Origin of the sequence: Sphingobium sp., from assembly GCF_035511395.1 — a bacterium.
Taxonomy (GTDB): domain Bacteria; phylum Pseudomonadota; class Alphaproteobacteria; order Sphingomonadales; family Sphingomonadaceae; genus Sphingobium.
Genome location: NZ_DATKFP010000199.1, coordinates 22969 through 49735, shown reverse-complemented (window position 1 = coordinate 49735; position 26767 = coordinate 22969). Strand labels below are relative to the sequence as shown.

The window sequence follows — 26767 nt, the reverse complement described above, 5'->3', positions numbered from 1 at the left end:
TCAGATGATGATTTCGGTCGGGCGCTTGGTGCGGACCCACCGCGCGGCGAGCAGGCGCGTGAAGGTCACGGCCGTGAACACGCTGGTCGCGATACCGATCAGCAGAACGATAGCGAAGCCCTTGACCGGCCCGGAGCCCAGCGCGAGCATGATCCCGCCGGCAATGGCGTGGGTCACGTTCGCCTCGAAAATGGTGCGGCTGGCTTCCTTGTAGCCGAACTCGATCGCCTGCACCACGCCGCGCCCGCGCCGCCGCTCTTCACGGATGCGCTCATAGATGAGCACGTTCGCGTCGACCGCCGTACCGATGGTCAGCACGAAGCCGGCGATACCGGGCAGGGTCAGCGTCGCGCCGAGAATGCCCATCACGCCCAGAATGACCAGCACGTTGATGGCGACGGCGATGTTCGCATAGATGCCGAAGCGGCCGTAGCTCAGGAACATGAAGGCCGCGACCGCGACCACCGCGATGATCGAGGCGATCAGGCCCGCGCGGATCGAGTCGGCGCCAAGGCCTGGCCCGACGGTGCGCTCCTCCACCACGGTCAGCGCGACGGGCAGCTTGCCCGAGCGCAGCGCGATGGCGAGCTGGTTGGCGCTTTCGACAGTGAAGCTGCCGGCGATCTGTGCGCTGCCGCCCAGGATCGGCTCGTTGATGTTGGGCGCAGACAGCACCTTGCCGTCGAGGATGATGGCGAAGGGGCGATTGACATTCTGCGATGTCACCTGGCCGAACTTGCGGCCGCCCGATCCGTTGAAGCGGATGTTGACGATCGCTTCATTGCTCTGGCCATAGCCCTGCGTGGCGTCGGTCAGATCCTCGCCCGACACCATCACCTGACGCTTCACTGCGATCACCGGCACGCCGGTCGGGTTGTTCGGATAGGGCAGGACTTCGCTGCCGACCGGCGCGCGGCCCTGCGCCACTTCGGCGGGGTTGGCGCTGATGTCGACCAGCTTGAATTCGAGCTTGGCGGTCTGGCCCAGCAAATCCTTCAGCGCCTTGGGATCCTGAAGGCCCGGCACCTGCACGACGATGCGGTTGCCGCCCTGCTGCTGGATGGTTGGCTCGCGCGTGCCCATCTCGTCGATGCGCTTGCGAATCACTTCGGTCGCGACTTCCATCGCGCTCTTGACCGCGTTGTTGATGCCGGCATCGGTCGGCGTGATGACGATGGTCGAGCTGTTCACGACCTCGACATTGAAGTCGCGCTGCCCGGTCAGGCCCGCGCCCTGCGTCAGCGGACGGATGCGCTCTACGGCGGCATCGACCTGCGACGGATCGCGGACCATGAAGCTGAGTTTCCCGTCGCGCCCGGAGATGTCACCGATCGCGATCTTCGGCTCACCCCGGCGCAGTTCGGTGCGGACCTGCTCCTCCATATTGGTGAGCCGCTGCTTGGCGACATCCTGGGTCGACGCTTCGAGCAGCAGATGGCTGCCGCCGGCAAGGTCGAGACCCAGATTGACGCGCGTCTGCATGAAGCCGGGCAGCCTGGCCACGGTGGCTTCCGGCAGGAAGGTCGGCACGGAGCACAGGACGCCGATGACCAACGGCAGGAGGATCGCGGCGACCGCCCAGCGCGAGAAGTTCAGCATGATGCCGCTCAGTCGTTCGCGGGCTTGGCGGTGGCGGGATCGATCACGTCGGTCAGGGTCGACTTGACCGCCTTGACCTTCATGCCCGGCGCCAGTTCGACATCGGCGTAGATTTCGTCGACGCGAACGACCTTGCCGACGAGGCCACCGCCGGTGACGACCTGGTCGCCCTTCTTCACGGCATCGATCTTGGTCTTGTGATCCTTCAGCTTCTTTTGCTGCGGACGGATCAGCAGGAAATAGAAGACCACGAAGATCAGGACCAGCGGCGCCATCTGCACCAGGACGCCGGCACCGGAGGCTTGCCCGCCCGCGGTCTGGGCAAAGGCTGGGGTAATGAACATGGGTGGGACTGCCTTGTTTTCTGTCGGTCGCGGGACGCCCAGAGGCACCCACGGATCAAGGGCGGGCGGCTACCACAGATGCGCCCGGCGAGGCAATATGAATAGGGATTCCGTCCAGCCGTTAAAAGAGCTGCGATTGAGCGCTTGCAACTTTTGCCCGGGGCTTCTATTGGGCGCCCTCCGGTCGGGACGTAGCGCAGCCTGGTAGCGCATCACACTGGGGGTGTGGGGGTCGGAGGTTCGAATCCTCTCGTCCCGACCAAGAAAAATGCCGCTTTCTGCTCAGCGCAGACAGCGGCATTTTTATTTTCTGCCCTCTCCGCAGCAATTTCCGTCGCTCATTCCGGTCAGCATATTTTCGCTGTCCTACAGCGAACCATATGGGATAAATGATTCGCCTCTTTCGACAGCAGGAGGCGGACAAATGGACATTTCGGACCTGATCGACGAGGTGATCGCCCGCGAAGGCGGTTATAGCGACCACCCAGCCGACCGCGGTGGCCCGACCAATATGGGCATTACCCAGACGGTGGCACGCGCGAATGGCTATCCTGGCGACATGAAGGCGCTGCCACGCAGCGTGGCGGAAAATATCTATCGCCGCCTCTACTGGGACCAGCCCGGCTATGCTTTCGTTGCGGAGACAAGCTGGCCGATTGCGGCGGAACTGTTCGACACCGCGGTCAATATGGGCGTCGCGACATCGACCGGTTTCCTCCAGCGCGCACTCAATGCGCTCAACCGCAACCAGAAAGACTATCCCGACCTCAAGGTCGATCGCATTCTTGGCGCGCGCACGTTGTCTGCGCTCCGGGCCTTCCGGGCGCTGCGCGGGGCGGCAGGCGACAGGGTGCTGCTGAAGGCGATCGAGGCGTTGCAGGGGGAACGCTATATCGCCCTCGCCGAAAGCCGCCCTGCCAACGAAGCCTTCCTCTATGGCTGGCTTGCCAACCGGATCGGTCAGCCATGAAAAGCACGATCGAAACCGCACCGGAGGAATGTGATCCCTGGGCGATGCGCGCCCGGCCCGCCTTCCTCTATGTCATGTATGCCCTGCTGCTCTGGTCGATCCCGATGGGCCTGATCGCGGGCGGCCGGCCGGAGACGGCAGGGGCGATCATCGCGGGCATGCGGGCCTATCTCAATGCACTGCCCGAACCGCTCTATGCGCTCTTCGGCACCGGCTATCTTGGCTACACCGCCGCGCGCGCATGGGGCAAGGCCAAGGGGGTCGAACGCTGAATGAGGCGGGCGGGGCAGGATGCTCCGCCCGCTTTGCTTCAGAAACGCCGGTGGGCCGCCGCGTCCACCGTATCGCAGCTGCCCCGGAACGCATAATCGCCCGTACCGTTTATGCTGATCTGGCCGCTTACCCGATTGATCAGGATGCGTGGTTTGTTAAGGCCGTTCAGCCGATATTCGCCGCTGATGCGGTCGGGCTGCATCGAGACATTATAGACGTCCCACCAGCCATCCTCCGTGCCGCGCGAATGAATGGGCGGCACCAGCTTCCTGGGCAGCTTGATCCGCCCGCCACCCGGCCAGAATTGCAGCATCACCGATGCGTCGAACTGCTGCGCCGTCATTTCGACGCGATTGCCGTAGACATAGCGTTTGCGGTCGTGATCCCAGGTCCAGCCATAGCTGTTGGCGACTCCGGGGCGCTGCCCATCGCCGAAGCAGACGAGGCCCATATCCACAGGCTGGCCATCGACCATCACCGGCGCCTGATCGGGCGCGGCATAGCTGGGCGATTCGCGGCCGGGCTGGGGCCGGCCATAGCCGATGTCGGGATGATAGCCCGCTCCGCGCTCGTCACGTTTCCCATCATGGCCGTCGTCGCGATGTGCCCGCACCGCTTCTCCGCAATCGGGCGCCGGGCTGTCTGTAATAGACTGGTATCGGCCGTCATAAGTGGCGACGCTCAGGCACTGGCGCCGCTCCGCATTCCACCAATAGCTCCATTTGCGATCGTCCCCGGTCTGGACCCGCACGAAGCGATAGCCCCGCGCCTGCAACTGGGTTTCGCCCCCTGCCCCCTTTGCGCCTACCAGATCGGCGACGTCGGGCGGCGTCTGGGCCATGGCCGGCGGGGCAAGGAGAAGGATAGGCGTCAGGATCAACAAGGGCGATGGGCGCATGATGATACTCCGGTGGGGGCGCAACTCGGCTCTTACATGGAAGCGTGTCATCCCAGAGAAGACAATAGCTATTTCCCTTGAACATCCTCACCAGGAAAATTGGCTTTCATGAAGTCCAGCACCAGCCGGGCGCGGGGCGGCAGGCGACGGTGCGAAGGGTGAACCGCAAAAATGTCGAGCGGGGCGATGGCGCTGTCGGGCAATAGCGGCAGCAATCGCCCCGCCGACATGTCCGCCGCCACGCGGATCGCCGGGAGCAGCACGATGCCGAGACCGCTAAGCGCCGCGCGATGCACCGCCTCGCTATTGTCGGAGCGAAAGACGCCCGCCACCAGCCGCTCCCGCCCGTCGATCATCCAGCGCGCCGGCATGTCGCCATAGGCATAGGCGATGCATTGATGCGCCATCAGGTCGTCGGCCGATGCCGGCATACCATGACGCGCCAAATAGTCAGGATGCGCCACCAGCCGCCGCGCGAGTTGCCCCAGCGGATGCACCACCAGACTGTCGTCCGCCACCGGCCCCACGCGCAGGGCGAGGTCCAGGCGATCCTCCACCACGTCGCGCTGCCAGTCGGTCATGGCGCAATCGATCTGGAGGCCGGGATGGCTTGCGGTCAACGTCCCCAGCCGCTCGACATAATGGAGGCCGAGCGCCGTCGTCAGCCCGACCCGCACCAACCCGCGCGGCTGGTTTTTCGCCGGACCGAAATCCGCCTCCGCCGCGTCGAGCGCGTCGAGCATGGCGCGGGCATGGATGAGCAGCCGGTCAGCCTCCGCCGTGGGAACCAGACGGCGCGTCGTGCGATGAAATAGCGGCACGCCGAAATGCGCTTCCACCTGATCCAGCCGCCGGGCGATCGTGGTATGGCTTGCGTGCAGTTCCTGCGCCACGCGCGAGAAATTGGGTACTTCATGGAGACGGACGAATGTCCGCATTGCGACCAGAAGATCGGACATCTGCACGGTCCCTGCACAAATATTGTGCGACCAATCCCTATTGTGTCGCGGCCCGAAAAGCCAGAACGGAAAGCGCGTAGCGGCCCGGTTGACCGCCATGTGGAGAGGATAAAATGACCGATCGTATCGCCCATGCCGGACTGGCGGCCAAAAGCCGTTCCGTGCAGGATGCCGCAGCCCTGATCAAGGACGGGATGACCGTCGGCATGAGCGGCTTCACCGGATCGGGCTATCCCAAATCGGTGCCGCTGGCGCTGGCCGATCGCATGACCGCCGCGCATCAGGCTGGCGACCGCTTCCGCGTGAAGATCTGGACCGGCGCATCGACCGGCCCGGAACTGGACGGCGCGCTGGCCAAGGCAGACGGCGTCGAGTTCCGCCTGCCCTACAACAGCGATCCCATTGCCCGCGAACGCATCAATCGCGGCGAGATGAACTATTTCGACATGCATCTGAGCCAGGTCGCGCCGATGGCGTGGCAGGGTTTCCTCGGCGAACTCGACGTCGCGGTGATCGAAGTGACCGGGATCACCCCCGATGGCGACCTTATCCCCTCCGCCTCGGTCGGCAACAACAAGACCTGGATCGATCGCGCCAAGGGCGTGATCCTGGAGGTCAATCGCTGGCAGAATCCCGCGCTGGAGGGGATGCACGACATTTATTACGGCACCGCCCTGCCGCCGCATCGCGTGCCCATCCCCCTCGTCCGCGCCGACCAGCGCATCGGTCAGCCGACCTTCCGCTGCGATCCGGACAAGGTGATCGCGGTGGTGGAAACCGACGCACCCGATCGCAATGCACCCTTTTCTCCGCCGGACGCAACCGCCCATGCCATTGCGGGCCATCTGCTCGATTTCCTGAGCCATGAAGTGCGCAAGGGCCGCCTGCCCGCTTCTCTGCTGCCTTTGCAGTCGGGTGTCGGCAATATCGCCAATGCCGTGCTGACCGGCCTGATCGACGCGCCGTTCGACGACATGGTCGCCTATACCGAAGTGATCCAGGACGGGATGCTGGACCTGCTGGAAGCGGGCAAGCTGCGCATGGCGAGCGCCACCGCCTTCTCCCTGTCGCCGGAGGCCGCCGCGCGGCTCAATGTGGACATGCACCGTTTCCGCGACAAGATGGTCCTGCGCCCACAGGAGATCAGCAACCATCCCGAACTGATCCGGCGTTTGGGCTGCATCGCGATGAACGGCCTCATTGAGGCGGACATCTATGGCAACGTCAATTCGACGCATCTGATGGGGTCACGCATCCAGAACGGCATCGGCGGTTCGGGCGATTTTGCCCGCAACGCCTATCTGTCGGTGTTCATGACGCCCTCGACGGCCAAGGGCGGCGCGATTTCCGCCATCGTGCCGCATTGCAGCCATGTCGACCATATCAACCAGGATGTACAGGTGATCGTGACCGAGCAGGGTCTGGCCGACCTGCGCGGCCTCGCCCCGCGCCAGCGTGCGGAGGTCATCATCGCCAACTGCGCCCACCCCGATTTCCGACCGATGCTGGAGGATTATTATGCGCGGGCGTTGAAGGGCAGTTTCGGCCTGCAATCGCCGATGCTGCCGGGCGAGGCGCTGGCCTGGCACCAGCGCTATATCGAGACAGGCACGATGCGGGTATAGGCATCGTTCGGCCCAAAGCGACCTTGGGCCGGATGCTGCACATCCAGGATGGAGCTGGGACATGGCAACCCCTCTGCCGGTCCCTGACCGCATCATGCCCGGCGGGCCTGCGCAGCGCACACGCAGGTCCGCCTTTTTTTTGGGGGGCGTGGTGCGGACGAGCAGGTAGATGTGGTCAGCTATCGACCAAGAGTGGACAGTTCCCCCTCCCGTTTACGGGAAGGGGCTAGGGGGTGGGCTGGACGTCGCGAGCGCCTACTCCGCTGCGACCAACGCGCTGCGCGCGCAAGTCTTGTTGCCCCTCCCGCAGCGGGAGGGGAATGGCAGGAAACCACTCAAATACGCCACGCAAACATGAGAGGGGCCGCCGGGACATGCCCGACGGCCCATCATTGACATGGTCAGCGGCCGGAAGCGCCGCCCAGGGGAAATGTGTGTCGCGCTATCGCCCGTCAGCAGACTGGGTCTGAGATAGGTGCCTGTGTATTGGCGCTCAGAGGCTGTGACAGGGGATCGACGCTAAGGCGTCGCTCAGCGGCGCATTTCCCGAATGGACTTGACCGACCCCATTGCTGAACCATGAGACATCGGATCACCTCCTTTCGCTTTGTTGAGCCCTATGGCCGGAGCTGGATCACCCCTTCATCCGTCCATGAACCGAAATGTGAATCAGACGGAGCCGATCTTCAAGCCTTGTATTTTTCTTTTTTGGAATCATAATTATGCGCTCGCGCGTCGACCAAGGCGCGTCGAAATTCCCCCTCAGGTTCGGCAATCCTCGATCACCCGCGCGGCTTCGGCCCAGGCGGGCAGGACCAGCGACGCCAGCCCCTGCACCTCCACGCCGATCTTGCCGCGGCTATAGGCCATCTGGTCCAGCACGCTGTCGGTCGCGCTCCTCGCGGCGACGGTCTGGGCGCCAGCATCGACCGTCGCGGGCCAGTTGACCGCGCCATAGCTGGTGCGGATCACCATGGCGCCCTGCCCGGCCCCGGCGCGCAGCGCGGTGATGCGGCGGGTGGCGCGGTCGCAGCGCAGGGTGAAGAGCGGCTGGGCGGGCGTGCCGAACAGCGCTGCGCTGCCGCCCGCGTCCTGACGATAGCTCCAATTGCCCGGCGTCAGCGCCCTGTCCTCCCAGTTGGCGGCGGGCGGCGCAGGCGTGGCGGCCGGTGCCGGGGCTGGGGCTGGGGCGGGTGCCACTGGACGCGGCGCGGGCGTCGGGCGCGCGGGGGCCGGCGGTCGGCTCGGCGGACCGACGCAGGATGCAAGCAGGACCATCAGGGACGAAGCAGCCGCAAGGGCGGGGGAGAAACGCATGGACCTAGTCATGCCGGACCATGCCGGGCCGCTCAACCCGAAAAGGGCGAGGCGATGCTCAGCGCCGCCAGCGCGCCCAGATGGCTGTCGGCAGGGCGATGCCGCGTGCCTCTTCCCGCACCGCCAATTCGCCCGCCTCCACCGTGCCCGGCAGGTCGGCGAAGGCCTGGCGCAGCAGTTCGCCGATGGCCAGCGCCGACATCCGCACCGCATAGACGGTCAGGAACAGGAAACGGCTGTCGGCGTCGAGCAGTGCGCGGCAATTGGCGATCAGGCCGGGAAGATCCTCCTCCAGCCGCCAGACTTCGCCATCGGGACCACGGCCATATTTGGGCGGATCGAGCAAGATGCCGTCATAGCGGCGATTGCGACGCACCTCGCGCGCGACGAACTTCGCCGCGTCCTCCACGATCCAGCGGACCGGCCTGTCCTCCATGCCCGACAGCGCGGCATTGGCGCGGGCCTGGGCCACCGATTTCTTCGACGCGTCAACATGGACCATGCGCGCCCCGCCCGCCGACAGCGCCAACGTGCCGACGCCGGTATAGCCGAACAGGTTCATCACCTCGGCATCCGGCTTGTCGGCGATGGCGGACCGCAGATCGTCCCAGATCGGCGCCATGTCGGGGAAGAAGCCCAGATGTCGGAAGGGGGTGCAGCTCGACTGGAAAGTGACTTCCTTCCAATGCAGCGGCCAGCCTTCCGCCGGCACCGGCTGGTCATAATACCAGCGGCCACCGCCATCCTCGTCCGAACCGGGAATGAATTCTCCATCGGCGCGCCAGTCGGTCGTCGCCGGCTTCCACATCGCCTGCGGTTCGGGGCGAATGAAGCGGAAGCGGCCATAGCGCTCCAGCTTACGGCCGTCGCCCGAATCGAGCAGGCCATAATCCGACCAGGGTTCGCCGATGAGGGTCTTGAGTTCCATAACAATCCCGTTTGGTTCGAGCCTGTCGAGAACCGTCACGCGCCCGGTTCTCGACAAGCTCGAACCGAACGGATCTTTTATCTAGCCCCGCGGCGTCGCCCGCTCGGCGACATAGGCGGTGATCGCCTCGAAGGTCGCGGGCAGCTTGGCATAGGCTTCCTCGCGCGAGAACAGGTCGCCCACGCGCGCCGGCAGCGGCGGGCGGGTGCCGGTCGCGCGCTCGACCGCGTCGGGGAACTTGGCCGCATGCGCGGTCGCCAGCGTCACCACCGGGATGGACGCATCCACACCCGCTTCGCGTGCCGCCGCCAGACCGATCGCGCTATGCGGGTCTATCACCTGCCCGGCCGCGTCATAGGCCCAGCGCATCGCCATTGTCATGCCGTCGGCATCGATTCGCGAGGAGGCGAAGAGCCGCGACGCGCCTTCCCGCTGGGCATTGGTGAGGCGCATGGCCTTGCTCGCCTCGAACGCGCGCATCTGCTCGGCCAGCGCGACGCCATCACGGCCGCCGGCAGCGAACAGCAGCCGCTCGAAATTGGAGCTGACCTGGATATCCATGCTGGGGGTAGCGGTCGCCACGACCTGGCCCTGGCTATAGTCGCCCTCGGCCAGCGCGCGGTGAAGAATGTCGTTGACGTTGGTGGCGACGATCAGCTTCGCAACCGGCAGTCCCATCTGCGCCGCGACATAGCCCGCGAACACGTCGCCGAAATTGCCGGTCGGGACGGAGAAGGCGACTTCACGATCGGGCGCGCCCAGGCGTACAGCGGCGTAGAAATAATAGACGACCTGCGCCATCAGTCGCGCCCAGTTGATGCTGTTCACGGCCGACAGGTTGAAGCGGCTCTTGAAGTCGGCGTCGTTGAACATCGCCTTCACCAGCGCCTGCGCATCGTCGAAGCTGCCGTCGATGGCGATGTTGTAGACGTTGGGCGCGCGCACCGTGGTCATCTGGCGGCGCTGAACGTCCGACACGCGGCCATCGGGATGGAGCATGAAGATGTCGATCTTCGCCCGGCCAGCCACGGCATCGATCGCCGCCGAACCAGTGTCGCCCGACGTGGCGCCGACGATGGTCAGATGATCGTCACGACGCGACAGGAAGCGCTCGAACAGCTGGCCGAGCAGCTGGAGCGCAACATCCTTGAACGCCAGCGTCGGGCCGTGGAACAGTTCCAGCATCCAGTGCTGATGGTCGAGCTGGACCAGCGGGGTCACCGCCTGATGGCTGAAGCGGCCATAGGCAGCAGTGCAGAGTTCCCGCAGCTCATCCTCGGTCAGCGAACCGGCGACGAAGGGCGCCATCACGCGCACGGCGGTTTCGACATAGGAGAGGCCGGAAAGGGCGCGAATCTGGTCGGCGGTAAAGGCCGGCCAGCTGGTCGGCAGATACAGGCCACCATCGGACGCCAGCCCAGCCAGCGTCACATCCTCGAACCCGAGCGCGGGCGCGCTCCCCCTGGTGCTCTGATATTGCATAATGGGAAAGCGCGGTAGCGCCAGCCGGGCCGGGGAGCAAGCGTTTAGGCGGCTTTTGTGGCGTTCCTGCGACGCAGGGCGAGAATATAGATGATGACCGCGACGGCGGCGAAGATGAACCATTGCACCGCATAGGCGAGATGGTTGTTGGGCAGGTCGGCAGCGGTGGGCGGCGCGACGGGCTTGAGGCCGGCGGGTGCCTGCCGGGCGATCAGCATCGGGCGGAGCGGCGGCGCCTTGCCATCGATGCGCGTCAGCAGCGCGCGATGGTTCGGCTCCTCGCTGATCCAGCCTGCGACCTGGCCGCCGGTCCATGCGGGCTTGTCGTCCGGTTTCTGGCCGACACCGACCGCGACCAGCACGCCCGGCCCCTCGGCCCCGGTCGAACAATGGGCGATGTGGCGATAGCCGGTGCTACCATCGGCGGCGCGCCCTGCCTCCACCTGCCAACTGACGACGGTCAGGCAATGGACCGAGGAGGGGCGGAAGAGGATGTCGGTTTCGACCGGCGGCAATTTGGGGAAGGCGACGGCGGGCCGGCCGGGATTGGCGGCGGCGAGCGCCAATGCTTCCGCCTTTTCCGCGCGGCGCTGTAGCTGCCAGACGCCCAGAGCAATCATCGTCAGCACCGCCAGCCCGACGAGAATCGTCGGGATCAGGGGAATGCGGGCTTTGGCAGGCTGATCGGTCATGGCCGGTCCTTGGTAGCGATCGGTCGGGCAAAAGAAAACGGCCGGAACGTAACGCCCCGGCCGCTATCCCGTCAGTGCGATCCGGTCGGATCAGCCGCCATGGACCGGCGCGCCCCAGCCGCCCCAGACATAGATGGCGACGAACAGGAACAGCCACACCACGTCGACAAAATGCCAGTACCAGGCAGCGGCTTCGAAGCCGAAATGCTGGCGCGGGGTGAAATGCCCCTGATAGGCGCGAACCAGGTTCACGGTCAGGAAGATGGTACCGATCAGGACGTGGAAGCCATGGAAGCCGGTCGCCATGTAGAAGGCCGAGCTGTAGGGATTGCCGCCGAAATCGAAAGGGGCATGGGCATATTCATAGGCCTGCACCGACGAGAAGATCGCGCCCAGGATGATGGTGCACCACAGTCCCTTTATCAGGCCGTCGCGATCACCATGGATCAGCGCATGATGCGCCCAGGTGACGGTCGTACCCGAACAGAGCAGGATCAGCGTGTTGAGCAGCGGCAGCTCGAACGCGTTCATCACCTCCACGCCCTTGGACGGGAACATCCCCTCGATCGGCGCGAGCTGGCTGGGGAAGAGGGAAAAGTCGAAAAAGGCCCAGAACCAGCCGACGAAGAACATCACCTCCGACGCGATGAACAGGATCATGCCGTAGCGCAGATGCAGCTGAACGACCGGCGTATGGTCGCCGGCATGAGCTTCGGCAATGACGTTGCCCCACCAGCTGAACATGGTGAACAGCACGCCTGCAAGGCCGATCAGGAAGATCCAGCCACCGCCGGCGGGCAGCGCGTCAGGGTGCATCCACATGACCGCGCCCAGCGCCATGACGAGGGCGGACATCGAACCGAACAACGGCCAGATGCTGGGTGGAAGGATATGATAATCGTGATTCTTCGCGCCTGCCATGACCTTCTCTTCCCTGCTCCTGTTCTTGGCTATTTTCTTAGCTTGCCTTCTTCCCCTGCTCAACAGGGTAGAAAGTGTAGCTAAGCGTTATCTGTTGCGTGTCCCTGTTGTCCGGATCGTTCAGTATCTTCGGATCGACATAATAGAGGACGGGCATCCGCACTTCCTCACCCGGCTGCAATGTCTGCTCGGTGAAGCAGAAGCACTGGATCTTTGTGAAATAGGCGCCCGCCTGCGTCGGGGTGACGTTGAAGCTGGCGGTGCCGGTGACGGGCTTGTCCGACATGTTCTTCGCGATGAAGATCGCCATGTCCTTGGCACCCACCGTCACCGTATCGGTCGGATGTTCGGGATAGAATTTCCACGGCATGCCCGGCTGGACATTCGAATCGAAGCGGATCGACAGGGTGTGGCCGGTCGCGACCTGGACATTGGCCGATGCCTCTGCCCGCTGGGTCGTGCCGCCAAAACCTGTGCGCTCGCAGAATATGCGGTAGAGTGGGACCGAGGCGAAGCCCAGCCCCAGCATCGCCAGGCCCACGCCCGCCATCGCCACCAGCGTCCGGCGGTTGCGCCGGTTCCGGTCGAAGGGCGAAGGGGGCAGCGAGGCCATCAGATTGCGTGGCTCGCGCCGATCTTCGCCAGGGTGATGGCGAAGAAGAGGATGACGAGGAAGCCCAGCAGCAGCCCGGTGACGAGCGCCCGCGACTTTTGCCGGGCTCGGATCTGGTCCTGCTCTTCGGGCGTCACGGCAGCAGCCAGCGGTCGACGACCACTGCCCCGAACAGCAGGAAGAGATAGAGGATCGAATATTTGAACAGCCGCCGTTCCGGCTTCATCAGCGCGGGATCGGTCTCGCGGCTGCGATAGACCTGGAAGGCGAATGCGACGAACAGCCCCGTTCCGGCGAGCGCGGTGGCGCCGTAGATGATGCCGGTCAGGCGCATCAGCACCGGCGCCAGTGCCGCAACCGCCATGATCGCGGTGTAGAGCCAGATCTGGCGACGGGTCGCACGTTCTCCCGCGACGACCGGCAGCATGGGGATGCCCGCCGCCGCATAATCGGGACGCACGAACAGGGCCAGCGCCCAGAAATGGGGCGGCGTCCAGAAGAAGGTGAGCATGAACAGCGCGACCGGCAATGCGCCGATGTCGCCCGTCACCGCAGCCCAGCCGATCACCGGCGGGAAAGCGCCCGCCGCGCCGCCGATGACGATGTTCTGCGCCGTGCGGGGCTTGAGCCAGATGGTATAGATGAAGACGTAGAAGAGGATCGAGACGGTCAGCACCGTCGCAGCGAGCCAGTTGGTCGCCATGCCCATCAGCAGGACCGAAAAGACGGCGAGGCCGACGCCGAAATGCAGCGCGGACTGGCGGTCCATCCGCCCGGACGGCAACGGCCGGTTGGCGGTGCGCTTCATCTTCGCGTCGATGTCGGCTTCCCACCACTGGTTGAGCGTGGCGGCGGCGCCTGCGCCCAGGGCGATGCAGAGGATCGCGGTGAAACCGAGGATCGAATTGATATGCCCCGGCGCGGCGAGCAGCCCGCACAGGCCCGTGAACACGACCAAGGTCATGACGCGCGGTTTGGTCAGCGCGACGAAATCCCGCCAGTGAGCGGGCATTACGGACGCACTTGTCCCGGACATGATCGGCGAACTTGCCATAAACTCCTCATTCAATCAGCCGCGCGCCCCATAGAGGCGCGGGCCGATTCCCGCAATGGACAGACGGTCCCACCCCCCGGCGCCTGTCCAATCCGGTACCTATCCCTTGCGACGCGCGCCCGGCCGGAACCGGGCGCGGCGGCGTCCCGATCGTCAGTCGACGACCGGCAGCGTTTCAAACTGGTGGAAAGGCGGCGGGCTGGTCAGCGTCCATTCCAGCGTCGTGGCGCCTTCGCCCCAGGGATTGCCCTCTGCCTTCTTGCCCGCGACGAGCGACCAGGCGAGGTTGATGAAGAAGACGGCCATGCCGGCGGCCATGACCATATAGCCGGTGGTCGCGACCCAGTTCCAATGCTCGAACGCGGCCGGATAATCCGGATAGCGACGCGGCATCCCGCTGAGCCCCAGGAAGTGCATCGGGAAGAACAGCATATTCACGCCGATGAAGAAGACCCAGAAATGCAGCTGGCCAAGGAACTCATTGTACATGCGACCCGACATTTTCGGGAACCAGTAGTAGAAGCCCGCGAACAGGCCGAACACTGCACCCAGCGACAGCACATAGTGGAAGTGGGCGACGACATAATAAGTGTCGTGCAGCACGTCGTCGACGCCGCCATTGGCCAGCACCACGCCGGTGACGCCGCCCACGGTGAAGAGGAAGATGAAGCCCAGCGCCCAGACCATCGGCGTCTTGAAGCTGATCGAACCGCCCCAGATGGTCGCGATCCAGGAGAATATCTTGATGCCGGTCGGCACCGCGATGATCATGGTCGCGGCAGTGAAATACATCTTCACATTCACCGACATGCCGGTGGTGAACATGTGGTGCGCCCAGACGACGAAGCCGACCACGCCGATCGCGACCATGGCATAGGCCATGCCGAGATAGCCGAACACCGGCTTGCGGCTGAAGGTCGAGACGATCTGGCTGATGATGCCGAAGCCCGGCAGGATCATGATGTAGACTTCGGGGTGGCCGAAGAACCAGAAGAGATGCTGGTACAGCTCCGGATCGCCACCGCCGGCGGCATCATAGAAGGTCGTGCCGAAATTGCGATCGGTCAGCAGCATGGTGATCGCGGCGGCCAGAACCGGCAGCGCGAGCAGCAGCAGGAAGGCGGTGACCAGCACCGACCAGACGAACAGCGGCATCTTGTGCAGGGTCATGCCCGGCGCGCGCATGTTGAGGATGGTGGTGATGAAGTTGATCGCGCCAAGGATCGAGCTTGCGCCCGCGATATGGAGTGACAGGATCGCCATGTCGACCGCCGGTCCCGCAGACCCGCTGGTCGAGAGCGGGGCGTAGACCGTCCAGCCGGTGCCCGCACCATTGCCGGTGCCGCCGGGGACGAAGGTCGAGCCGAGCAGCAGGGCAAAGGCGGGGATGAGCAACCAGAAGCTGATATTGTTCATCCGCGGGAAGGCCATGTCGGGCGCGCCGATCATGATCGGCACGAACCAGTTGCCGAAGCCGCCGATCATCGCGGGCATCACCATGAAGAAGACCATGATGAGGCCGTGAGCGGTGATGAGCACGTTCCAGAGGTGATAAGCCTGGTCGAGCGTCGCTTCCGGGCCGTCCATGAACATGGCCCAAGTATGCAGATACTGGATGCCGGGATGCGCCAGTTCGGCCCGCATCAGGCCCGAAATGCCGCCGCCGATGATGCCGGCGACGATCGCGAAGATCAGGTAGAGAGTGCCGATGTCCTTGTGGTTCGTGGACATGAACCAGCGCTGGAAGAAAGCGGGCTTGTGATCGGCATCATGATGGTCATGGGCATGATCGGCATGATGATCTGCGGTGATGGTGGTCATGGCGTCGCCCCCTCTCAAAGCGTCTTTGCGGCGGCGTCACCGGCCGGCGGTCCGGGCAGTCGGCTGCCCTGTTGCGGTCCCATTTCGCCCGCAGGCGCGGCGGTGCCGCCCTTGAGCGAACCGCCCTGCGACAGAACCCACTGGTCGAACTGTTCGGGCGGCAGCGCCTCGATCGCGATCGGCATGAAGCCATGGCGCGCGCCGCACAGTTCGGAACATTGGCCGTAATAGACGCCCGGCTTCTCGATGGTGAAGCTCTTTTCGTTCAGGCGGCCCGGCACGGCATCCATCTTCACCCAGAGCGACGGCACGGCAAAGCTGTGGATAACGTCGGCGGCGGTGATGATGAGTTTGACCGGGCGGCCGGCGGGCAGGACCAGGCGATTGTCGGGCGCGAGCAGATATGGCTCGCCATTGGCCTTCGCCTTGTCCTCGGGCAGCAGGTTGGACACGAATTCGGGGATGCCTGCGTCGGGATATTCATAGCCCCAATACCATTGATAGCCCGTGACCTTGACAGTCAACGCATCCTTGGGCGCGGGCTTGTACTGGTCGGCGAGCAGGCCGATCGAAGGCACCGCGATCGCCAGCAGGATCAGCACCGGAACAACGGTCCACAGCACCTCGATCAGGGTATTGTGCGATGTCTTGGACGGCACCGGATTGGCGGAGCGGCGATAACGCCACATCACCCAAAGCATCAGCACCAGCACGAAAACGGAGATGATGGTGATGATCGGCACCAGCATCACGTCGTGCAGCCAGCGTGCCGTCTTGCCGGTGTCGGTGAACTGTTCCTGGAGCGTGATTTCGCCGGGGCGGGGCATGCCGATGCCTTCGGTCGGCTTCATCCGGGGCGGAGCCGCGACCTTCTCGGCGGGGACAGCGTCGGCTGCCGGGGCGGTGGCGTTGGCGGCTGATTCGGCGGGAGCCGCCACATTGTCTGCTGCCGGTGCGGCGACGGTGGCATTTTCCTGAGCCAGTGCCGGGCCGCTCATTGCCAGGGCGGGCGCAAAGGCCAATAATCCGGCGAGAACGAGTGACTTCACCTTTTTCATAGCCTCTTCATACCCCTAACCCCTTGTCGCCGCTGCGACGAAGCTGCGCTTTTCGCGCATGGACTTCGCCCGGTCGGTTCTGCCGCGGCTTATAGGCAGGCTTTCTGCCAGCCTCAAGCGTAGATGGAGCAGATTTTCTTCGCTGTTGCAACGCACTCCCCACCCGCCTATCTCGCAGGTCCGCGCATGGGGGTGCGGGCGGGACGCTTTGAAGCGCCTCTTTTGATACAAGGCAGCGGCCCGGAACGCGAACAGGCGCCGGGGCCGCGCGACAGGAATAGTGGACGGCATGACAGACGAGGAAGTATTGGCGGAATTCCGGGCGGCAGGGGCGCTGCTCGAAGGGCATTTCATCCTGTCGTCGGGTCGCCGCAGCGCCAATTATCTTCAGTGCGCCCGTGTGCTGATGAACGCCGAGCGCGCCGGCAAACTTGCCCGCGCCATGGTGCAGCAACTGCCCCGCGAACTGCGTCAGGACATCGACCTGGTGGTCTCGCCCGCGATGGGCGGCCTGATCATCGGACATGAAGTCGGCCGCGCGCTGGACAAGGACGCCGTGTTCCTGGAACGCCCCGAAGGCACGTTCGAGCTGCGCCGCGGCTTCGCGATCACGCCGGGCCAGAAGGTGCTGATGGTCGAGGACGTCGTCACCACCGGCCTGTCCTCGCGCCAGGCGATCGAGGCGGTCGAGGCGGAAGGCGGCGTCGTCGTCGCCGAAGTCGCGCTGGTCGACCGGTCGGCCGGCGAAGTCGATCTGGGTGTCCCCTTCTACCCGCTCGTCTCCATCAATTTCCCGGTCTATGACGAAGACGCGATCCCGCCCGAACTGGCGGCGGTCCCGGCGATCAAGCCCGGCAGCCGGAAGCAGTAATCCGATGAGCGCCCCCCTTCGCCTTGGCGTCAACATCGACCATGTGGCGACCATCCGCAACGCGCGGGGCGGCGAACATCCCGACCCGGTCAAGGCCGCCTTGCTGGCGGTGAAGGCCGGCGCCGACGGCATCACCGCGCATCTGCGCGAGGATCGCCGCCACATCCGCGACGAGGATATCGCCATGTTGATGGCGGCGCTGGACGTGCCGCTCAACCTGGAGATGGCGGCGACGCAGGAGATGCTCGACATCGCGCTGCGCCACAAACCACATGCCGCCTGCATCGTGCCCGAAAAGCGCGAGGAGCGCACGACCGAGGGCGGCCTCGACGCCGCCGGGCAGATCGAGGTGCTGAAGCCGATCGTCGGCAAGCTCAACGAGGCAGGCATTCGCGTCAGCCTGTTCATCGAGGCGGACGCTGCGCAGATCGAGGCGGCGATCCAGTTGGGCGCGCCCGTGGTCGAATTCCACACCGGCGCCTATGCGCACCTGAGCGGCGAAGCGCGCGCTACAGAATTGCGGCGGATCGCCGACGCCGCGGCGCTCGCGGCCAAGAACGGCATCGAACCCCATGCCGGCCATGGCCTGACCTTCGACAATGTCGCGCCGATCGCCGCCATCCCGCAGGTTGCCGAACTCAATATCGGTCATTTCCTGATCGGCGAGGCGATCTTCGGTGGTCTGGAGGGCAGCATCCGCGAGATGCGGCGCCAGATGGACCTGGCCCGGTAAAGGTGATGCAGGCGTGATCATCGGCCTCGGCTCCGACCTGTGCAATATCGAGCGGATCCAGAATTCGCTTGATCGCTTCGGCACACGCTTCGAGATCCGCGTGTTCACAGAGGTCGAGCAGGCCAAGGCCAATCGCCGGCCCTTCACCAAGGCCGGAACGCTCGCCAAGCGCTTCGCCGCCAAGGAGGCCTTTTCCAAGGCGGTCGGCACCGGTTTCAAGGCAGGTGTCTTCATGAAGGATATCGGCGTCGTCAACGCGCCGTCGGGCGCGCCGACGCTCAAGCTGACCGGCGGCGCGCTGGCGCGGCTGGAATCGATGGTTCCCGCCGGGCACAAGCCCGTCATTCACCTGACGCTCACCGACGATCATCCATGGGCGCAGGCCTTCGTCATCATCGAGGCGCTGCCCCTATGATAGTGCCCCAATGACGACGTCGAGCGACGATCCCAACGCTTCCAGTGAAAGCCAGCCCGTGACGGCCATCGATCTGCCAGAGACACCCGCCCCCGAAACGCAGGACAGCGAGGACAGGGGCGCCTCGGTCAACTGGCTGCATGAGGTGAAGAGCATCACGCTGCTGATCCTGGCGGTGCTGGCCTTCCACAGCTTCGTCGCCAAGCCCTTTTACATTCCCAGCGAATCGATGATGCCGGTGCTGCTGACGGGCGACCGGCTGGTGGTGAGCAAATTCCCCTATGGCTGGTCTTATGTCTCGCCCAGCTTCCATCCCCTGCCCTTCCTGAAGGGCCGAATCCTGGGCCGCCTGCCCGAACGCGGCGACATCGTCATCGTCAGCCCCCAGAACCGCCGCGAAGATTATATCAAGCGCGTCATCGGCCTGCCCGGCGACATCATCGAGGTGCGCGGCGGCCAGGTGATCCTGAACGGCGTCGCGGTGCCGCAGAAGGTGCTGAAGCCGATGCGTATCCCGGTCGACGGCAACGCCCCCTGTTCGCCGCTGCAATTCCCCGGCGCGCGGGTGACGGGCAAGGATGGCCGCGACTATTGCGAGCTGCCGGTGCGGCAGGAAATCCTGCCCAACGGCAAGACCTATGTGACGATCGACATGGGGCCGAGCGCGCTCGACTGGTATGGCCCGGTGCGCGTGCCCAGGGACCATGTCTTCCTGATGGGCGACAATCGCGACAACAGCGCCGACAGCCGCGCGCCGCTGGAGGAAAATGGCCTGGGCGGGCCGGTGCCATGGGAGGCGATCGGCGGCCGGGCGGAGTTCATCACCTTCAGCCTGGACGGCGATTCGAGCTGGAACCCGACGACATGGATTCACGCCTTCCGCAGCGGCCGGGCAGGGAACAGCCTGCGCCCGGAGAGCGTTGCACCCCCGAAATAACCATCGAAGGGGGCATCGGGTTTTGAGCGACAAGCAGCGGCATCATGTCGAGGAACCCGGTCCCAGCGAAGTCCACAGCCCGCTCGTCCAGCAGGAACTGAAACGCGCGGGCGTGTGGTTCGCGCTAGGCATCGCCGTCGCATTGGTGGTGCTGCTGGCGCAGCCGCTGATGCTGGTGATGGGCGCGCTGGTGCTGGCGACGATGATGGACGGCGGTACGCGACTGCTGGGCCGGATATTGCCGATCGGGCGTGGCTGGCGGCTGACGATCGTGCTGCTGGGAGCGGTCGCTTTCCTAGCTTATACGTTCTACCTCACCGGTTCGAGCCTGGCGCAGCAGGCGCAGGCGATGCGCACGATCGTGGAGTCGCAGGTGGCGCGGATCGGCGGCTGGATGCAGCAGTTGGGCATTTCGACCACACCCGATGATCTCAAGGGGCTTGCGCAGCAGGCGATGAGCAGCATGGGCCGGGTAACGGCGGCCGTCGGTACGGCGGTCGGCGCGATCACCAGCGGGGTCATGATGCTGGTGCTCGCCATCTTCATCGCGGTCGAACCCAAACTCTATGAACGCGGCGTCGCCTGGATGCTGCCGATGGAGAAGCGGACGCATTTCTACAGTATCGCCGACAAGATGGGCTGGACGCTGCGACGGCTAATGTTCGGGCGAATCATCGGCATGACGGTCGAAGGCGTGGGCACCTGGCTGCTGCTGTGGGCGGGTGGCGTGCCGATGGCGGGGTTGCTCGGCATCCTGACCGGCCTGTTCGCCTTCCTGCCCAATATCGGGTCGATAATTTCCGGCGCCCTGATCATCATCGTCGGATTTTCGGGCGGAACGCATACCGGTCTCTATGCCTTCGGCGTCTACATGGCAGTGCAGATCGTCGACGGCTATCTGATCGTGCCGATGGTGGCGAAACGCGCGACCGACCTCGCCCCGGCGCTGGTGCTGGCGGCGCAGATATTGTTCGGGGCGCTGTTCGGGATCATGGGCCTGTTCCTGGCCGATCCGATCGTCGCGATGATCAAGGTCTATCTGGAGGAACGATCCAAGGCGCTGGCGACGAAGCGGATCGTGCGGAAATAGGAAAGTCGCCGCTTAACTTCGCACATTTCCCGCCGATTGCGACATTAACTGTCTGATGTTGGAAATTATCGTTCGCATGAGCGGCAGATTTCGCCCCGGCGTTCATCCCTACCAGACTCACCCACAATAGGACAGCTGTGCGTTGCAATAGTGGAACGTCCTGCCTGTCTTGCGCTTTTTCAACATGATAGTGTTCGACAATCATGGGAAGAGGAGTCGCACGATGACGGTGGGCCTGGACAAGGAAAAGAAACTTCATTTCGACCTAACCAATGTCGGCATGCGGGCGCAGGCGACGGCGGTCGGCCTGTTGCAGCTATGCCGGGAATTGCGCAGCGCGGGCATATTGGACGATGCGGCGATCGAGCGGATCAAGGGCGCCATCGCCTGCGACATCGAAATATCGGCCCCCCGCTCCGTCGCGACCGCGTCCTACCGACAGGATATCAAGGGTCGGCTGGACCAGATCTTCTCCGGCGAGGCCAAGATCGGCAGTGCGGACGCGCTGGCCTTCGGTGTCCGGCCGGACAGCTTCGGCCAGGACAAGCACTGACCGGACAAAAGAAAAGGGGCCGATTGGCGGCCCCTTCCTCGACTCATCTGGCTGTGCGGGTCAGCGACCCGCCGGCGGCGCTCCGCCCGGCATGGCGCCCTGCGGCGGAATGCCGCCCTGCTGCTGCATCATCTGCTGCTGCAACTGCATCAGTTCCGCCTTCGACTTGAAGTCATGCAGCGACACGTCGAACACCAGCACCGAACCACCGGGGATCGGACCATTGTCGGCGTCGCCATAACCAAGCTGCGGCGGAATCCACAGGCGATACTTGCCGCCCTTCTTCATCTTCTGAAGGCCTTCGGAAAATCCGGGTACCACGCCGTCGATCGGCATCGGGGCCTGCGGATTCTCGTCGAAGACCGTGCCGTCGAGCAGCGCGCCCTTATAGCCGACCAGCGCGACGTCCGAGACGGTCGGGCTGGCGCCCGTGCCTTCTTCCAGTACCTTGTACTGGAGGCCCGATGGGGTCGTCACCACGCCGGATTCATGCGCATTCTGCGACAGGAAGGCCGCAGGCGACGCCGCAACGCCCTGCTGCCCCGCCCAGGCAAGGCCACCCGCGGCCAGCGCGACGGCGGCAATGCCAACCCAAAGTCGCGTCAGCGACCCCTTGGCGATAGGACGAAGGGGAACGGCCGTCGTGGACATAGGCGTGCGCTCGCTAATTCAGGGCAGGAAAGTCGTCGGCAGACGGGGCAGCGGATGCCGCCCCGATACGGCGCTTACTTCGCGCCGTCGCGCTCGGCGCGCTTGCGCTCCATCTTGCGCGCGCGGCGGACCGCAGCGGCCTTTTCACGGGCGCGCTTTTCCGACGGCTTCTCATAGTGGCGACGCAGCTTCATTTCGCGATACACGCCTTCACGCTGCAGCTTCTTCTTGAGCGCGCGGAGGGCCTGGTCGACATTGTTGTCGCGAACGATGATCTGCATAAGTCCGTCAATCTCCAATCAAAACGAGCGGTTCGCCGGGACATCTAGTCCTTCCCGACGGCCCGACCGAATAGCAAAGCCAATGAGTCGTCGCAGGTCACCCTGCGCCATGTGGGCGGCGCCCTACCAGCGCATGCACGCAAATTCAACCCAAAAGGCCGCAATCTCGACATTTGCGACGAGCGGGCGGATAGTGCGGCCATAAAAGACACAGGAGGATCGCCATGGCAACAGCCGCGCACAAGCCCCACATGTCCACCCAGGAATGGGAGGCGCGCCAGCAGCTCGCCGCCTGCTATCGCATTTTCGATCATCTGGGATGGTCGGAACTGATCTACAATCACATCACGCTACGCGTGCCGGGGGACGAAAATGCCTTCCTGATCAACCCCTTCGGCCTTGGCTATCATGAGGTGACGGCGTCCAACCTGGTGAAGATCGACATCGACGGTCATGTGCTGGACGGCAGCCCCTATCCGGTCAACCGCGCCGGCTTCACCCAGCACAGCGTTTTTCACCGGCATCTGCCCGACGCCCATTGCATCATCCATACCCATACGACAGCGGGCATGGCGGTGAGTGCGACGAAAGAAGGACTGCGGCCGATCAGCTTCTACGCCGCCGCCTTCATCGGCCATATCGCCTATCATGACTTTGAGGGGGTCACGATTCGGCCAGAAGAGGGCGAAAGGCTGATCGCGCATCTCGGCGACAAGCGAATCATGATGCTGCGCAACCATGGGACTTTGGTGATGGCCTCGACTTTGCCGGAGGCGTTCCTGAAGCATTGGCTGCTCCAGCGGGCCTGCGAGATTCAGGTGGCGGCAGGCGCGGCGGGAACGCCGGTCGACATTCCGCCGGAGGTGATCGCGGTGCATCAGCGCGATCTGGCAGGCGTGCAGTTGCCGGTCGGGCCGGGTGTGCCGGATTTCCAGTCGATGGTGCGGGTGATCGATCGGATCGATTCGAGCTGGCAGCGGTAACGGCCAACACCCGTTCGTTCAGGATTGGCCGAATCCCCCGCCACCCGGCGTTTCGATGACGAAGGCGTCGCCCGTCCGCAATTCCGCCGTCGCGGTTGAGCCGAGCGGCTCGATGCTGCCGTCGGTGCGCTCCACCCAGTTACGTCCCAGTCCGCCCGGCGCGCCGCCGTCGAGACCGAAGGGCGGAACGCTGCGGCGATTCGCGAGGATGCCGGCAGTCATGGCTTCGAGGAAGCGGATGCGGCGCAGGCCGCCATGGCCGCCGCGATGCCGCCCCTCGCCGCCCGAATCGGATCGGATCGAAAATTCCTCCAGCAGCACGGGGAAGCGGGTTTCGAGAATCTCCGGGTCGGTGAGGCGGCTGTTGGTCATGTGGGTCTGGACCACATCGGCGCCGTCGAAATCTGGCCCGGCGCCCGAGCCGCCCGCGATCGTCTCATAATATTGGTGGCGGTCGTTGCCGAAGGTGAAGTTGTTCATCGTCCCCTGCGCGCCCGCCATGACGCCGAGCGCGCCGAACAGCGCGTCGGTCACGACCTGGCTGGTTTCGACATTGCCCGCGACCACGGCGGCGGGATGGCGGGGACGCAGCATCGATCCTTCGGGCACGATGATGGTGATCGGCTTCAGGCAGCCGTCATTCATCGGCACGGCTTCGTCTATCAACGTGCGCACCACGTACAGCACGGCGGCACGGGCGACCGACAGCGGAGCGTTGAAATTGCTAGGGAGCTGGTCGGACGAGCCGGTGAAGTCGATGGTGGCGGAGCGCGTGTCGGCATCGATGGTGACAGCGACCCGGACAATCGCGCCATTATCCATCGGATAGGCGAAATGGCCATCGGACAGACGACCGATCAGGCGGCGGACGGCGGCTTCGGCCTGATCCTGCACATGACCCATATAGGCAGCGACGGTGTCGACGCCATAATCATTGCTTATCCGTAACAATTCCGTCACCCCCTTGGCGCAGGCGGCGATCTGGGCGGACAGGTCGGCGATATTCTGGTCGATGCTGCGCGCAGGGAAAGGGCCGGAGGCAAGCAGGGCGCGAATCGCGTCCTCGCGGAAATCGCCCCGGTCCACCACCAGCAGATTGTCGAGGATAATGCCTTCTTCCTCCACCGAACGGCTGCCCGGCGGCATCGACCCCGGAGTGATGCCGCCGATATCGGCATGATGGCCGCGCGCGGCGACGTAGAAGGAGGGCGCGTCGCGGCCATCCACGAACACCGGCATAACCACGGTGACGTCGGGCAGATGGGTGCCGCCGTCATAGGGGGCGTTCAGCGCATAGACGTCACCCGGCAACATCCCACGCCCGTCCAGCGCCGCGCCATCCGGCCCGATTCCGCGGCGGCGCATGATGGCGCGGATGCTTTCGCCCATGCTGCCCAGATGCACCGGCATGTGCGGCGCATTGGCGACGAGGTTGCCCTGCGCATCGAACAGGGCGCAGGAAAAATCGAGCCGTTCGCGGATATTGACGGAGGAGGCGCTGTGCTGGAGCGCAGCCCCCATTTCCTCGGCAATGGCCATGAACAGGCCGCCCATCACCTCCAGCCGCACCGGATCGACCGCGCCGGCCTCACCGGTTTCGGGCAGGGGGCGCGACAGGTGGCGGGTGAGGATCAGATTGCCGATCGCGTCGATCCGCGCGCGCCAGCCCGGCTCGACGGCGGTGGTGGAGACGGGATCGATGATCAGTGCGGGACCGTCAATCGCGCTGTCGGCGGACAGGCCCGCGCGATCGTAAACGGGCGCGGGCGCGCCGGCATAGTCGACCTGCGCCAGAGGCGGCGCGGCTTCGTCGGCGATGGCGACGATGCCGTCCATTGCCTCCTGCGTCGAAGCGATCGCCTCGACCCGCGCCATGTCGACCAGGATGCGGCCCTGCCCCTCGAACCCGAAGCGGGCGCGATGCTGGGCGAGGAAGTCGGCGTGCATGGTGTCATGATCGGCGAGCGGCACGTCGAACAGGCTGTCGGTGCGATCATAGCGCAGGCGCAGCAGCGCTTCAGTGAGGTCGGCCCCCGGCAGGTCGGCACGCGCATCGTCGGCCAGCGCATCGATGGCGGCGTGCAGATCGGCCATGGTTTCGGGGTCGAGCGGCAGGGCCAGCGTACGTTCCCGCACCGAACGGCGATCGGCGAGGCCCATGCCATAGGCGGACAGCACGCCGCCCAGCGGGTGGATCATCACCCGGTCCATGCCCAGCGCGTCGGCGACCAGGCAGGCATGTTGCCCCCCTGCCCCGCCGAAGCTGGCGAGCGTGTAGCGGCCGACGTCATGGCCGCGTGCGACCGAGATGCGCTTGATCGCATTGGCCATGTTGGCGACGGCGACGGCAATGAAGCCCTGCGCGGCCTCCTGCGGGATCATGGTGCGGCCGGTTTCCGCCTGCACCTGCGCGCAGAGAGACGTGAAACGCTGTTCGACGATGTGCCGATCAAGCGGCTGGTCGCCGTTCGGGCCGAACAGGCTGGGGAAGAAGCCAGGCTGGACCTTGCCCAGCATGACGTTGCAGTCGGTGATGGTGAGCGGGCCGCCGCGCCGGTAGCAGGCCGGTCCCGGCACCGCGCCCGCCGATTCGGGGCCGACGCGGAAACGGCCGTCGACGAAGGAACAGATGGAGCCGCCACCCGCCGCGATGGTGTGGATGCGCATCATCGGCGCGCGCAGGCGCACGCCCGCCACCCGCGCTTCATTGTCCCGCTCATAGGCGCCGGCATAATGCGACACGTCGGTCGAGGTGCCGCCCATGTCGAAGCCGATGACGTCATGGAAACCCGCCTGCTCCGACGTGCGGGCGAGGCCGACGATGCCGCCGGCCGGACCGGAAAGGACCGCGTCCTTGCCCCGGAACAGGTCGCCCTGCGTCAGGCCGCCGTTCGACTGCATGAACAGCATGTCGGTATCGTCGCCCAGCGCGGCCTTCAGCCCGTCGACATAGGCGCGCAGCACAGGGGAGAGATAGGCGTCGGCCAGCGTCGTGTCGCCGCGCCCCACCAGCTTGATGAGCGGAGCGACGTCATGGCTGGCGCTGATCTGGGTGAAGCCGATCCCGGTCGCGATTTCGATGAGGCGCCGTTCATGGGCGGAGTAGCGATAGCCGTGCATCAGCAGGATCGCGATCGCGCGCAGGCCGCGATCATAGGCGGATTGCAGCGTGGCGCGGGCGGCGTCTTCGTCCAGCGGCGTGCGGACGCTGCCGTCAGCCATCAGCCGCTCGTCGATCTCGACCACGTCGGCATGGAGCGGATCGGGCAGGATGATGTGGCGGGCGAACAGGTCAGGCCGTTCCTGCGTGCCGATGCGCAGCGCATCGCGGAAACCGCGCGTCACCGCGAGCAGCACCGGCTCGCCCTTGCGCTCCAGCAAAGCGTTGGTGGCGATGGTGGTGCCGATACGCAGCGAACAGGGCGGGATCGGGCCATTGCCCGCGCCACTATCACCCGCACATGTCAGGCGGCGGACCGCTTCGACGGCGGCGTCGTCATAGCGTTCGGGATCGCTGGAAAGAAGTTTCGCGGTGTGCAACCGCCCGCCGGGGTCGCGCGCCACCACGTCCGTGAAAGTGCCGCCGCGGTCGATCCAGAATTGCCAGGTCATGCGCGACCTGATGACGGTACCGGGGCGGATTGGCAAGCGGGCGGCCGGGCTTGGCGCGGGGAATGCGGAACGGTTGCAGTCCTAAAA

27 protein-coding genes and 1 tRNA gene are annotated in these 26767 nt (G+C 65.0%); 11 read left to right on the top strand and 17 right to left on the bottom strand.

Annotated elements, in window-relative coordinates:
• Complete coding sequence (gene secD / locus VMR39_RS13770) at positions 1 to 1599, bottom strand: protein translocase subunit SecD (protein ID WP_325416561.1); 1599 nt, start codon at positions 1597 to 1599, stop codon at positions 1 to 3.
• Positions 1600 to 1607: 8 nt separating this feature from the next.
• Entirely contained in the window at positions 1608 to 1943 is a 336-nt protein-coding gene (gene yajC, locus VMR39_RS13765; RefSeq protein ID WP_325416560.1) for a preprotein translocase subunit YajC, read from the bottom strand.
• A gap of 185 nt (positions 1944 to 2128) precedes the next feature.
• Here yajC and VMR39_RS13760 point away from each other — a divergent pair.
• From VMR39_RS13760 to VMR39_RS13750, 3 genes are all read left to right on the top strand, one after another.
• Positions 2129 to 2205: transfer RNA gene (locus tag VMR39_RS13760), tRNA-Pro, on the top strand.
• Between the two features lie 162 nt (positions 2206 to 2367).
• Positions 2368 to 2913: a glycoside hydrolase family 108 protein gene (locus VMR39_RS13755; protein WP_325416559.1), complete on the top strand. Its 546-nt coding sequence runs from the start codon at positions 2368 to 2370 to the stop codon at positions 2911 to 2913.
• A complete protein-coding gene (locus VMR39_RS13750; RefSeq protein ID WP_325416558.1) occupies positions 2910 to 3185 on the top strand; it encodes a 3TM-type holin in 276 nt (91 codons plus the stop codon). The genes VMR39_RS13755 and VMR39_RS13750 overlap by 4 nt, the downstream gene beginning before the upstream one ends.
• 38 nt (positions 3186 to 3223) lie before the next feature.
• Here the strand turns inward: VMR39_RS13750 and VMR39_RS13745 are convergent, their stop codons facing one another.
• Both VMR39_RS13745 and VMR39_RS13740 read right to left on the bottom strand, forming a co-directional pair.
• Entirely contained in the window at positions 3224 to 4084 is an 861-nt protein-coding gene (locus VMR39_RS13745; RefSeq protein WP_325416557.1) for a hypothetical protein, read from the bottom strand.
• A 68-nt stretch (positions 4085 to 4152) separates the two neighbouring features.
• The gene (locus VMR39_RS13740) at positions 4153 to 5043 is read right to left on the bottom strand and encodes a LysR family transcriptional regulator (RefSeq protein ID WP_325416556.1); all 891 of its coding nucleotides are present in this window, start codon (positions 5041 to 5043) and stop codon (positions 4153 to 4155) included.
• Between the two features lie 113 nt (positions 5044 to 5156).
• On the opposite strand from VMR39_RS13740, the gene VMR39_RS13735 reads away from it, so the two are divergent.
• The gene (locus VMR39_RS13735) at positions 5157 to 6668 is read left to right on the top strand and encodes an acetyl-CoA hydrolase/transferase family protein (protein ID WP_325416555.1); all 1512 of its coding nucleotides are present in this window, start codon (positions 5157 to 5159) and stop codon (positions 6666 to 6668) included.
• Positions 6669 to 7430: 762 nt separating this feature from the next.
• On the opposite strand, the gene VMR39_RS13730 is transcribed toward VMR39_RS13735, so the two are convergent.
• From VMR39_RS13730 to coxB, 10 genes are all read right to left on the bottom strand, one after another.
• Complete coding sequence (locus VMR39_RS13730) at positions 7431 to 7985, bottom strand: hypothetical protein (RefSeq protein ID WP_325416554.1); 555 nt, start codon at positions 7983 to 7985, stop codon at positions 7431 to 7433.
• Positions 7986 to 8043: 58 nt separating this feature from the next.
• The gene (locus VMR39_RS13725) at positions 8044 to 8913 is read right to left on the bottom strand and encodes a class I SAM-dependent methyltransferase (protein ID WP_325416553.1); all 870 of its coding nucleotides are present in this window, start codon (positions 8911 to 8913) and stop codon (positions 8044 to 8046) included.
• An 81-nt stretch (positions 8914 to 8994) separates the two neighbouring features.
• A complete protein-coding gene (thrC, locus tag VMR39_RS13720; protein ID WP_325416552.1) occupies positions 8995 to 10395 on the bottom strand; it encodes a threonine synthase in 1401 nt (466 codons plus the stop codon).
• 44 nt (positions 10396 to 10439) lie between these two features.
• Positions 10440 to 11087 (bottom strand): SURF1 family protein, encoded by a 648-nt coding sequence (locus VMR39_RS13715; RefSeq protein ID WP_325416551.1) that lies wholly within the window; start codon positions 11085 to 11087, stop codon positions 10440 to 10442.
• 90 nt (positions 11088 to 11177) lie between these two features.
• Positions 11178 to 12008, bottom strand: a complete 831-nt coding sequence (locus VMR39_RS13710) for a cytochrome c oxidase subunit 3 (RefSeq protein ID WP_325416550.1) — start codon at positions 12006 to 12008, stop codon at positions 11178 to 11180.
• 37 nt (positions 12009 to 12045) lie between these two features.
• On the bottom strand, positions 12046 to 12621 hold the full coding sequence (locus VMR39_RS13705; protein WP_325416549.1) for a cytochrome c oxidase assembly protein: 576 nt from the start codon (positions 12619 to 12621) through the stop codon (positions 12046 to 12048).
• Complete coding sequence (locus VMR39_RS13700) at positions 12621 to 12758, bottom strand: hypothetical protein (RefSeq protein ID WP_325416548.1); 138 nt, start codon at positions 12756 to 12758, stop codon at positions 12621 to 12623. The genes VMR39_RS13705 and VMR39_RS13700 overlap by 1 nt, the downstream gene beginning before the upstream one ends.
• Complete coding sequence (locus VMR39_RS13695) at positions 12755 to 13675, bottom strand: heme o synthase (RefSeq protein WP_325416547.1); 921 nt, start codon at positions 13673 to 13675, stop codon at positions 12755 to 12757. The genes VMR39_RS13700 and VMR39_RS13695 overlap by 4 nt, the downstream gene beginning before the upstream one ends.
• A 153-nt stretch (positions 13676 to 13828) precedes the next feature.
• A complete protein-coding gene (gene ctaD, locus VMR39_RS13690; RefSeq protein ID WP_325416546.1) occupies positions 13829 to 15496 on the bottom strand; it encodes a cytochrome c oxidase subunit I in 1668 nt (555 codons plus the stop codon).
• Between the two features lie 14 nt (positions 15497 to 15510).
• A complete protein-coding gene (gene coxB / locus VMR39_RS13685; protein ID WP_325416545.1) occupies positions 15511 to 16554 on the bottom strand; it encodes a cytochrome c oxidase subunit II in 1044 nt (347 codons plus the stop codon).
• Between the two features lie 289 nt (positions 16555 to 16843).
• Between coxB and pyrE the strand changes: the two genes are divergently transcribed.
• The 6 genes from pyrE (at position 16844) to VMR39_RS13655 (ending at position 21153) form a co-directional block, all read left to right on the top strand.
• Positions 16844 to 17425, top strand: a complete 582-nt coding sequence (pyrE, locus tag VMR39_RS13680; RefSeq protein WP_325416544.1) for an orotate phosphoribosyltransferase — start codon at positions 16844 to 16846, stop codon at positions 17423 to 17425.
• Between the two features lie 4 nt (positions 17426 to 17429).
• The gene (locus VMR39_RS13675) at positions 17430 to 18158 is read left to right on the top strand and encodes a pyridoxine 5'-phosphate synthase (protein WP_325416543.1); all 729 of its coding nucleotides are present in this window, start codon (positions 17430 to 17432) and stop codon (positions 18156 to 18158) included.
• Between the two features lie 13 nt (positions 18159 to 18171).
• On the top strand, positions 18172 to 18573 hold the full coding sequence (gene acpS / locus VMR39_RS13670; protein WP_325416542.1) for a holo-ACP synthase: 402 nt from the start codon (positions 18172 to 18174) through the stop codon (positions 18571 to 18573).
• Between the two features lie 58 nt (positions 18574 to 18631).
• A complete protein-coding gene (lepB, locus tag VMR39_RS13665; RefSeq protein WP_414712513.1) occupies positions 18632 to 19510 on the top strand; it encodes a signal peptidase I in 879 nt (292 codons plus the stop codon).
• A gap of 22 nt (positions 19511 to 19532) precedes the next feature.
• Complete coding sequence (locus VMR39_RS13660; protein WP_325416540.1) at positions 19533 to 20600, top strand: AI-2E family transporter; 1068 nt, start codon at positions 19533 to 19535, stop codon at positions 20598 to 20600.
• 223 nt (positions 20601 to 20823) lie between these two features.
• The gene (locus VMR39_RS13655; RefSeq protein ID WP_325416539.1) at positions 20824 to 21153 is read left to right on the top strand and encodes a hypothetical protein; all 330 of its coding nucleotides are present in this window, start codon (positions 20824 to 20826) and stop codon (positions 21151 to 21153) included.
• Positions 21154 to 21213: 60 nt separating this feature from the next.
• Here VMR39_RS13655 and VMR39_RS13650 read toward each other — a convergent pair whose 3' ends face one another.
• Complete coding sequence (locus tag VMR39_RS13650; protein WP_325416538.1) at positions 21214 to 21804, bottom strand: FKBP-type peptidyl-prolyl cis-trans isomerase; 591 nt, start codon at positions 21802 to 21804, stop codon at positions 21214 to 21216.
• Between the two features lie 74 nt (positions 21805 to 21878).
• Positions 21879 to 22085 (bottom strand): 30S ribosomal protein S21, encoded by a 207-nt coding sequence (rpsU, locus tag VMR39_RS13645; protein WP_056686590.1) that lies wholly within the window; start codon positions 22083 to 22085, stop codon positions 21879 to 21881.
• A gap of 224 nt (positions 22086 to 22309) precedes the next feature.
• Here rpsU and VMR39_RS13640 point away from each other — a divergent pair, with 224 nt between their 5' ends.
• Positions 22310 to 23068 carry a class II aldolase/adducin family protein gene (locus VMR39_RS13640; protein ID WP_325416537.1) on the top strand — a complete coding sequence of 253 codons (759 nt, stop codon included), beginning with the start codon at positions 22310 to 22312 and terminating at the stop codon, positions 23066 to 23068.
• Between the two features lie 18 nt (positions 23069 to 23086).
• On the opposite strand, the gene VMR39_RS13635 is transcribed toward VMR39_RS13640, so the two are convergent.
• Positions 23087 to 26680, bottom strand: coding sequence for a hydantoinase B/oxoprolinase family protein (locus VMR39_RS13635; protein ID WP_325416536.1), 3594 nt, complete (start codon positions 26678 to 26680; stop codon positions 23087 to 23089).
• Positions 26681 to 26767: the final 87 nt, after the last annotated feature.

Coding starts and splice junctions, on each gene's coding strand:
- secD (WP_325416561.1), bottom strand. CDS start 1,599: ATGCTGAACTTCTCGCGCTGGGCGGTCGCCGCGATCCTCCTGCCGTTG.
- yajC (WP_325416560.1), bottom strand. CDS start 1,943: ATGTTCATTACCCCAGCCTTTGCCCAGACCGCGGGCGGGCAAGCCTCC.
- VMR39_RS13755 (WP_325416559.1), top strand. CDS start 2,368: ATGGACATTTCGGACCTGATCGACGAGGTGATCGCCCGCGAAGGCGGT.
- VMR39_RS13750 (WP_325416558.1), top strand. CDS start 2,910: ATGAAAAGCACGATCGAAACCGCACCGGAGGAATGTGATCCCTGGGCG.
- VMR39_RS13745 (WP_325416557.1), bottom strand. CDS start 4,084: ATGCGCCCATCGCCCTTGTTGATCCTGACGCCTATCCTTCTCCTTGCC.
- VMR39_RS13740 (WP_325416556.1), bottom strand. CDS start 5,043: ATGTCCGATCTTCTGGTCGCAATGCGGACATTCGTCCGTCTCCATGAA.
- VMR39_RS13735 (WP_325416555.1), top strand. CDS start 5,157: ATGACCGATCGTATCGCCCATGCCGGACTGGCGGCCAAAAGCCGTTCC.
- VMR39_RS13730 (WP_325416554.1), bottom strand. CDS start 7,985: ATGCGTTTCTCCCCCGCCCTTGCGGCTGCTTCGTCCCTGATGGTCCTG.
- VMR39_RS13725 (WP_325416553.1), bottom strand. CDS start 8,913: ATGGAACTCAAGACCCTCATCGGCGAACCCTGGTCGGATTATGGCCTG.
- thrC (WP_325416552.1), bottom strand. CDS start 10,395: ATGCAATATCAGAGCACCAGGGGGAGCGCGCCCGCGCTCGGGTTCGAG.
- VMR39_RS13715 (WP_325416551.1), bottom strand. CDS start 11,087: ATGACCGATCAGCCTGCCAAAGCCCGCATTCCCCTGATCCCGACGATT.
- VMR39_RS13710 (WP_325416550.1), bottom strand. CDS start 12,008: ATGGCAGGCGCGAAGAATCACGATTATCATATCCTTCCACCCAGCATC.
- VMR39_RS13705 (WP_325416549.1), bottom strand. CDS start 12,621: ATGGCCTCGCTGCCCCCTTCGCCCTTCGACCGGAACCGGCGCAACCGC.
- VMR39_RS13695 (WP_325416547.1), bottom strand. CDS start 13,675: ATGGCAAGTTCGCCGATCATGTCCGGGACAAGTGCGTCCGTAATGCCC.
- ctaD (WP_325416546.1), bottom strand. CDS start 15,496: ATGACCACCATCACCGCAGATCATCATGCCGATCATGCCCATGACCAT.
- coxB (WP_325416545.1), bottom strand. CDS start 16,554: ATGAAAAAGGTGAAGTCACTCGTTCTCGCCGGATTATTGGCCTTTGCG.
- pyrE (WP_325416544.1), top strand. CDS start 16,844: ATGACAGACGAGGAAGTATTGGCGGAATTCCGGGCGGCAGGGGCGCTG.
- VMR39_RS13675 (WP_325416543.1), top strand. CDS start 17,430: ATGAGCGCCCCCCTTCGCCTTGGCGTCAACATCGACCATGTGGCGACC.
- VMR39_RS13655 (WP_325416539.1), top strand. CDS start 20,824: ATGACGGTGGGCCTGGACAAGGAAAAGAAACTTCATTTCGACCTAACC.
- VMR39_RS13650 (WP_325416538.1), bottom strand. CDS start 21,804: ATGTCCACGACGGCCGTTCCCCTTCGTCCTATCGCCAAGGGGTCGCTG.
- rpsU (WP_056686590.1), bottom strand. CDS start 22,085: ATGCAGATCATCGTTCGCGACAACAATGTCGACCAGGCCCTCCGCGCG.
- VMR39_RS13640 (WP_325416537.1), top strand. CDS start 22,310: ATGGCAACAGCCGCGCACAAGCCCCACATGTCCACCCAGGAATGGGAG.
- VMR39_RS13635 (WP_325416536.1), bottom strand. CDS start 26,680: ATGACCTGGCAATTCTGGATCGACCGCGGCGGCACTTTCACGGACGTG.